At 62.6% G+C, this 6764-nt stretch carries 8 protein-coding genes; 7 read left to right on the top strand and 1 reads right to left on the bottom strand.

Annotation, left to right across the window (positions count from 1 at the left end):
* A partial coding sequence (locus tag ACYQOP_RS27650; protein WP_461225868.1) for a ParA family protein occupies positions 1-245 on the bottom strand: 245 nt, incomplete at its 3' end.
* 156 nt (positions 246-401) lie between these two features.
* Between ACYQOP_RS27650 and ACYQOP_RS27645 the strand changes: the two genes are divergently transcribed.
* The 7 genes from ACYQOP_RS27645 to ACYQOP_RS27615 all read left to right on the top strand — a co-directional run bounded on the left by ACYQOP_RS27645 (position 402) and on the right by ACYQOP_RS27615 (position 6755).
* Positions 402-1949, top strand: a complete 1548-nt coding sequence (locus ACYQOP_RS27645) for a terminase large subunit domain-containing protein (protein ID WP_461225866.1) — start codon at positions 402-404, stop codon at positions 1947-1949.
* A gap of 526 nt (positions 1950-2475) precedes the next feature.
* Entirely contained in the window at positions 2476-3738 is a 1263-nt protein-coding gene (locus ACYQOP_RS27640) for a hypothetical protein (protein ID WP_461225864.1), read from the top strand.
* Between the two features lie 8 nt (positions 3739-3746).
* The gene (locus ACYQOP_RS27635; RefSeq protein ID WP_461225862.1) at positions 3747-4010 is read left to right on the top strand and encodes a hypothetical protein; all 264 of its coding nucleotides are present in this window, start codon (positions 3747-3749) and stop codon (positions 4008-4010) included.
* 11 nt (positions 4011-4021) lie between these two features.
* Positions 4022-4930 carry a major capsid protein gene (locus ACYQOP_RS27630; protein WP_461225860.1) on the top strand — a complete coding sequence of 303 codons (909 nt, stop codon included), beginning with the start codon at positions 4022-4024 and terminating at the stop codon, positions 4928-4930.
* A gap of 50 nt (positions 4931-4980) precedes the next feature.
* A complete protein-coding gene (locus ACYQOP_RS27625) occupies positions 4981-5295 on the top strand; it encodes a hypothetical protein (protein ID WP_461225858.1) in 315 nt (104 codons plus the stop codon).
* A gap of 3 nt (positions 5296-5298) precedes the next feature.
* Positions 5299-5766 carry a DnaT-like ssDNA-binding protein gene (locus ACYQOP_RS27620; RefSeq protein WP_461225856.1) on the top strand — a complete coding sequence of 156 codons (468 nt, stop codon included), beginning with the start codon at positions 5299-5301 and terminating at the stop codon, positions 5764-5766.
* On the top strand, positions 5763-6755 hold the full coding sequence (locus ACYQOP_RS27615) for a phage minor head protein (protein ID WP_461225854.1): 993 nt from the start codon (positions 5763-5765) through the stop codon (positions 6753-6755). The genes ACYQOP_RS27620 and ACYQOP_RS27615 overlap by 4 nt, the downstream gene beginning before the upstream one ends.
* Positions 6756-6764 lie beyond the last annotated feature (9 nt).

Below are 6764 nucleotides of genomic sequence, written 5' to 3'. Positions count from 1 at the left end.
TCAGCGCCACGAACGGCCTTCGCCCATGCCGCAACGCTCTTGGCGTCCACTTCTTCGAGGAGAAGCGCCTGGACCGTGAAGGGGAACCGTCCCTCCTCTGCCAGAGCAGAGGAATGGCCTGCCGGATCGGCATCGATCACCACGACCTTAGAGCCCCGCCGGGCCAACTCCGCCGCAAGGTTCAATGCTGTCGTGGTCTTCCCGACGCCTCCCTTAGTGGAGGTCATGCCGATGATACGGGCCATCACCACGCTTTCAGTGATTCGCTTGTCTAAGTCTCTGCTATAATGCGGCTAGATTTAACAAGCGATTGAGAAATGCCGGCGCTACCGAAAATCGATGTGAGGCTCTGGAGGAGCGGTTCAAAGGGCTTCTTCCAATGGCTTGATGACGTTCGCCCCATGGTCCCATCGTCCAAGGGCGGCTTTGAGCCCTATGTGCCCGGTCCTCTGGAGCGGATCGAGCTGACCAAGGCGCTCGACGGCGATTATCGCACCATCGTGCTCTGTTGGCCTCGCCGCCATGGCAAGACGCTCGCCGCCGCACTCATCATCGCGTGGCGTTTCATGTCCCGGAACACGCAAAACGTAGCGATGGTCGCTAACTCCGAGAAGCAGACTGTCGATACCGCCTTCAAGATCGTCCGGGACGTGTTGCGCGAGACGCCCTATGCGGCCGAGCTTGTGAAAGCCGGCAAGATCACGATCGCCGCTGACCGGATCGAGTATCCCGCACTCAGCAATGTCATCGCAGGGTTCCCATCGAACCCTGCCGCCTTGTTCGGCAAGAAGCTCTCGATCGCGCAGGTATCAGAACTGCACGCTGCTACCTCTGACGCAGCCTATCAGGCGCTCGCCTCTGCCACGATCGACACCGACGACGGCTTGGTGCTGGTCGATAGCACCGTGGGATCGCGCAGCTCGCCGCTCTATGGCCTTTACGGGCTCCACGAGCGGGGCGCAGACCCGGCGCTCTACTACAGCCACATCGCCTACCGCGACCTTGAAGACGCCTGCGCTCGGGCGCCTCACTGGATTTCCGTGAAGGGGCTCCGAAGCCGTGCTGCTCAGATGCTCCCGGCCGAGTTCTCACAACAGCATCTCAACCTATGGGGCAGCTCTACGACCAGCCTCTTCCCACCTCCCATCCTCGACAGATGCCGGGACAGCTACCGGCCTGACGTAGTGAGCATCACGGGTGGTGCAGCTCACATCGTCGGCGCCGGCCTCGATCGCGCTTATGGCTTCAGCCTTCATGGCGACGCCACGGTCGCAACGTGCGTTCTGAAGGTGCTGATTGGCGAGGATGCGCACTACTACGTGCTAGCTAGCGACAAGATCGCCTTCAGCTCGGCAGCAGGCATCCGACGCGCTCTCACGCGCTACCGCACCGACCATGGCATGAGCCGCGCTGCGATCGAGCACTACAACAGCCAGGACATCGCAGCTTGGTGTTCCGACCAGACGTTCAATCACGAGGTCATCAGCCCGACAGCAGACAGGCAGGCCAACGCTTTCACGGCTCTCTACAACGCTGCCGCTGAGGGACGCCTGCATATCGCTCCGCAGTTCGGCGCCTTGCTCGGTGAGATGGGGATGCTCGAATACCAGCTAGGAGCCTCCGGAACGCCGCGCTTTGAGGCAGCGAAGGGCTACCACGACGATCACGTCTACAGCCTCCTGTGGGCTGTCTACGCGCTGCGGGACGTAGAGCTGAACCCCTACGAGCTTCAGGGCATCCACTGTTATGGCGCCGGTCCTGCGCCTGCTCTCTGCATTCTCAATGGCGGCGAGCTAGTACCGCCTTGCGCCGGCTCATGCCGGTCCATGCTCGCAGCTCGCACTCTCTATCGCGGCTACCTTGGGCGAGGTCCGCTAGCGCCTGTAGGGTTTGAAGAATTCGTGGCCGGCAAGGTCGTGAACGTCGGCGCGCATACAATGCCGCGATGATAGCAAAAACTTTGCATCGTGCGCTCCGCCGTCTCTTGAACGTCCCATATGCGTTCCTAGATATCCAGTATGGCCGTGCTTCTGAGTGTGGCCGAAGAACTAGTCGCAGCGTGTTTGAGGATCACCGACCGGACTACAGGAAAAAAAATCCTCAACGCTGGCCTAGGGTGCGAAGGCGACTACCGTAAGGGACCCTCGCACATAGAGATAGGAAACTCGCATGAGCGTGTTTTTCTACCTCGAAGCCAGTCAGCCGAGCGGAAAGTCTTACCGTCTGGCACTCGGATGCAGCTTGCATCAAGTGGCTTCGATTGTGATGCTCTTCTCTCGACTGTTTTAAACGGAAGGGCACCTCGGTAACGGGGTGCCCTTTTGTTTGCGCTCAGTGAGAGAGATTTGTAGCAGAGCAGGCGGTAAGCGATCCAGAAGTTGCTTGTTTGTTCCTATATAGCTGTTAGAATTATGACAGGTAGCTGCTAGATAGTGACAAGACGTGTTCGGCCGATTTTCCAGCAACGATCCCGTGATGAACCTCATCCATGCGTCGTCCGCGCGTAAGCAGCGGGCCGACAAGTGGATGCGCTTCTATGCCGATCAGCAGTCCGACGACACGTTGGCGCTGATCGCTCAGAAGTGGTCACGCCCTGAGACCTTTCGCGTCTTTCAGGTCAACGTCGTCAAAAAGATCGTCAACAAGCGCGCCAATCTCTACCGGCTTCAGCCGCGCCGCACTTTTCACGGCCTCGATCAGGAAGCCGGTGACGCCCTCTACCGGGCCATCAATGCCGACGTGATCCTGAAGCGCGCCTCGCGCCTTACCAAGCTCCTTAAGACGTGTGCCCTCCGCGTCGGCTGGAACGGCACCCGCGCTACCCTTGCCGTCGTCACTCCGAACATCCTCGACGTGATGGCACCCGATCCGGAGAACCCGGAGCGGATCATCGTCACCCATCGCGCCGCACGCGAGGCTGACACCACCTATTCCGACTGGACCCGCACCAGCTACTTCCATCGCGATTACCGGGGCGTGCCCCTTTACGTCGAGGGCAACCCCGGCAGCGTGAACCCGTATGGCGTGGTGCCATTCGTACCCCTGTTCGATCGCTATCCCGACGACGCCTTTTGGCTCCCCGGCGGGGACGACCTGATCGAGGCGCAGGAGGCGATCAACGTCGCTCTGTCGAACCTCTGGCGTGCTGTCGAGATGCAGGCCCACGGACAGCCGTGGGCGTCGGGCGTCAGCTCCCCAGACGCCATGCGCATCGGCCCCGAGCGCGTCATCAGCCTTCCGGAAGGCGGGAGCTTCGGCTTCGCCACCCCGAATGCCCCGATCAAGGACATCCTTCAGGCTATCGAATTCCTGATGCGGCAGACGGCCGGCGCTAACGATGTGTCGGCCGACGTGTTCGATCTCGATCGCAGCTCTGAGAGCGGCGCGGCCAAGCACGTCGAGCAGATCGATCTCAAGGAAGCTCGCCTGGACGATATCGCCCTATGGCGGACCTATGAGGCTCGCCTTTGGGAGGTGCTGAAGGTCGTCGTGAACACGCACGCCCCTGGCACCATCCCGGCCGACGCGACGCTGAGCGTGGACTTCGCCGAGCTTCAGGACCCGATCAGTGAGACCGAACGCCTGACCAACGCCCGCGCCCGCCTCGACATGGGCGTGTGGTCGCCGGCCGACGTGCTGCGCTCCGAAAATCCTGACGGCTTCCCGACCCGCGAGGACGCGATGCGCGAGCTGCGGCGTCGGAAGGACGAAACCGCCGAACTTCTCCAGCCTCTTTAGGACCGATCATGACCACGCCTGCCGACCCTGCGCCCATCACCGCACCCGAGCCAGTCCCGGCTCCCGTGCCGCCGGTCACTCCCAATCCTGTGGCCGAGCTGATCGCCACGGTCACCGCCATGCGCGCGGAGATCGAGGCGCTGAAGACCACGCCGCCTGCCCCTGTTGTGGTCCCGACCACCGACCAGGGCAAGCCGACCGTCACCCCGATCACCATCGACTTCTCATCCCTCCCGCCCGTCGCCCGCATGGCGGCCGGCTACCGCAAGTAAGGAACACCATCATGCTGACGATCACCGAATGGGCGAAGCTCAACCCGACGCCTTTGGCGTCTGGCGTCGTTCAGATTTTCGCCGAGAACAACCCCGTTCTGGCCTTGCTGCCGTTCATGAACATCGCTGGCAACGCCTATACCTACAACCGTGAGGCCGCGCTTCCCGGCATCGCCTTCCGTGGCTTTAACGAGGGCTACGTCGAGTCCACCGGCATCGTGAACCCGCTCACCGAGAAGCTGACGATCATCGGTGGCGACAGCGACTATGACGTGGCGCAGATCGCCATGGGGACCGGTAACAACGACACCCGCGCCGTCCACGACAGCATGAAGGCCAAGGCCCTCACGCTCGAATGGCTCAAGACCTTCTTCCACGGCGACACCAACGACAACGCTAAGGCGTTCGACGGCCTCAACGTGCGGGTGACGGGCGATCAGGTCATCTCGGCTGGCACCAACGGCAGCACCCTGAGCTTCGCCATGCTGGACGAGCTGACTGACGCTGTGTCGGGCGCCACGTCGGCGATCTTCCTCAACAAGCGGCTCATTCGCGACTACCGCGCTCTGCTCCGCACGGCCGGGGGCAACACGGCCGAGACGATCATGGTGGAGAACTTCGGACGGCCGGCGATCACGCATAACGGCGTGCCCCTCCTCCCGATTGAGGAAGGCGCGGACGGCAACGACATCCTGCCCTTCACCGAGACGCACGGCACGGCGGTCAACACCACCTCGCTCTACGCCGTCCGGTTCGGTCCCGACGCTCTTCAGGGCATCCAGACCGCCCCGATCAGCGTCCGCGACCTGGGCGAGATCGAAGCCAAGCCGGCCTATCGGACCCGTACCGAATGGTACAGCGGCCTTGCCATCAAGCACCCACGCGCCGTCGCTCGCCTGAAGGGCGTGAAGGCAGCCTAAACCTCTCCTGATCCGGGGCGTGCCACTGGCACGTCCCAAAGGCTTCCGCGATGCTCAACGACCTTGCCGACCTCTTCAGCGCCACCGTGCATCATGCCCCGGCGGCAGGCTTCAACCGACAGGGTGAGCCGATCTCTGGACCAGCGACGCCCTATCGCGCTCGCGTCCTCTATCGCGCCCGTCTGGTACGTGGAGCGAACGGCGAGGGCGTCGTTTCCCGCGGTGAAGTCTGGATCGCAGGCACACCCATGATTGGGCTTCAGGATGCCCTGACGCTTCCGGACGGAACGACGCCTCCGATCCTCACTGCCGAGCTGCTGACAGACGAAGCCGGCCCCTCTCACGCCCACGTATTTTTCGGCTGATCCATGCCCCTCATCATCGGCACGAACGCCTACGTCGCTCTAGACGAGGCGGATGCCTACTTCTCTGAGTGCCTTAATTCTAGCGGCTGGGAAGCAGCTAGCTCGCAGCATCGTGTGAACGCGCTCCTCGCTGCTACCGCTTCCCTGGATCGCCTGGGCTTCAATGGCATGATCGCCAGTCGAGAGCAGCGCCTTGCATGGCCTCGCATCCGGGTCCGTGATCGCGAAGGGCGCATCCCATCCCCTGATGCCGTTCCAGACGCGGTGAAGGCAGCGACCTGCGAATTCGCCCTCCATCTCCTGACGAAGCCGAGCGCGACCGAGCCCGCGCCTGCTGTCTCACAGAAGCGCGTCGGCGACCTTCAGATCAGCTATCGCGCAGCGTCGCCCGACCCGGTGCCCTTCGCTGTGCGGCAGCACCTTGCACCCTTCCTGTCGGACTCTGCTCACTCGCTTGAGGTGGTGCTGTGAGCGATCCTATCGTCATGCTCGCGGACGAGATCGAGCTTGAGATCGAAACCGCCTTCCTCGACGCGATCGAGGACATCAGCACCAACATGGACGTGCCGTCCCTCATCGGAGCGATCGAACGCGGGGATGAGGAGGTTCTAGGGGCCTACGTCGCCGATCGCCTGCGCCCGGTGCAGGACATTTTTGCGCGTGCCTTCGCTCAGTCGGGCATCCTCGCAGCCGATCGCCTAGGGCTAACCTTCGATCCCATGGCGTCTACGGCCGTCGCCGCTCGATCTTCTGCCGTCGCTGGCTTCATGCGCTCCATCGTGAGCGACACGGCAAAGGCCATGGCACAGGCCGCGTTCCGGACCACGATGCTGTCCGCTGCCATCGCCGGCACCGTGCTGATCGGCGGCGTACCTGCACAGGCCGGCGACAAGGCGATCCTTGTGCGCGAGATCATCGGTCTCAGTCCCACACAGGGTGCGAACCTGACGGCGTTCCGGGCTGCGTTAGAGAACACCATGGCACGTCAGCCACAGCCGTTGAGCCGTATCGGCTTCCGCCGCGAGCTGCTGGTTGTCGCAGAGCTTCCGGCCCACGTCCTGCGCTACCTCAACGCCTCACAGCGGAGCGTGATCGAAGCAGCAAGCGGCACCCTCGATCAGAACCAGGTGGACGCCCTCGTGGCCCATCAGCGTCGGACCCTGCTGAAGGTTCGTGCGGGCTCGATTGCTACCTCCGGTGCCGTCACAGCCACGAACGCGGGCGAACACTCATCGTGGCGTCAGGCCGTGGAGAACCGTGATCTTGGCTCCGAATGGCGTCGCTACTGGCATGACGTGGGAGACGAAAAGGTTCGCCACGCCCACCGCGAGGTGTCCGCCCTCAACCCGAACGGCGTGGGGATTGATGAGCCATTCGTCACCTCTTTTGGCCCGCGTCTGCATCCGCCCTTGGAGATTAACTGCCGATGCAGAGTTGAGCTAAGACAGGGCCTAAATTAGTATAGAAAA

The organism is Methylobacterium sp. CM6247, assembly GCF_054817925.1.
Note: the sequence above shows the minus strand (reverse complement) of the source record. Positions and strands in the feature narration are given on the sequence as shown.

What these genes read in the sequence shown, in the direction of transcription:
- ACYQOP_RS27645 (WP_461225866.1), top strand. Translation starts at nt 402, where the DNA reads ATGGTCCCATCGTCCAAGGGCGGCTTTGAGCCCTATGTGCCCGGTCCT.
- ACYQOP_RS27640 (WP_461225864.1), top strand. Translation starts at nt 2,476, where the DNA reads ATGAACCTCATCCATGCGTCGTCCGCGCGTAAGCAGCGGGCCGACAAG.
- ACYQOP_RS27635 (WP_461225862.1), top strand. Translation starts at nt 3,747, where the DNA reads ATGACCACGCCTGCCGACCCTGCGCCCATCACCGCACCCGAGCCAGTC.
- ACYQOP_RS27630 (WP_461225860.1), top strand. Translation starts at nt 4,022, where the DNA reads ATGCTGACGATCACCGAATGGGCGAAGCTCAACCCGACGCCTTTGGCG.
- ACYQOP_RS27625 (WP_461225858.1), top strand. Translation starts at nt 4,981, where the DNA reads ATGCTCAACGACCTTGCCGACCTCTTCAGCGCCACCGTGCATCATGCC.
- ACYQOP_RS27620 (WP_461225856.1), top strand. Translation starts at nt 5,299, where the DNA reads ATGCCCCTCATCATCGGCACGAACGCCTACGTCGCTCTAGACGAGGCG.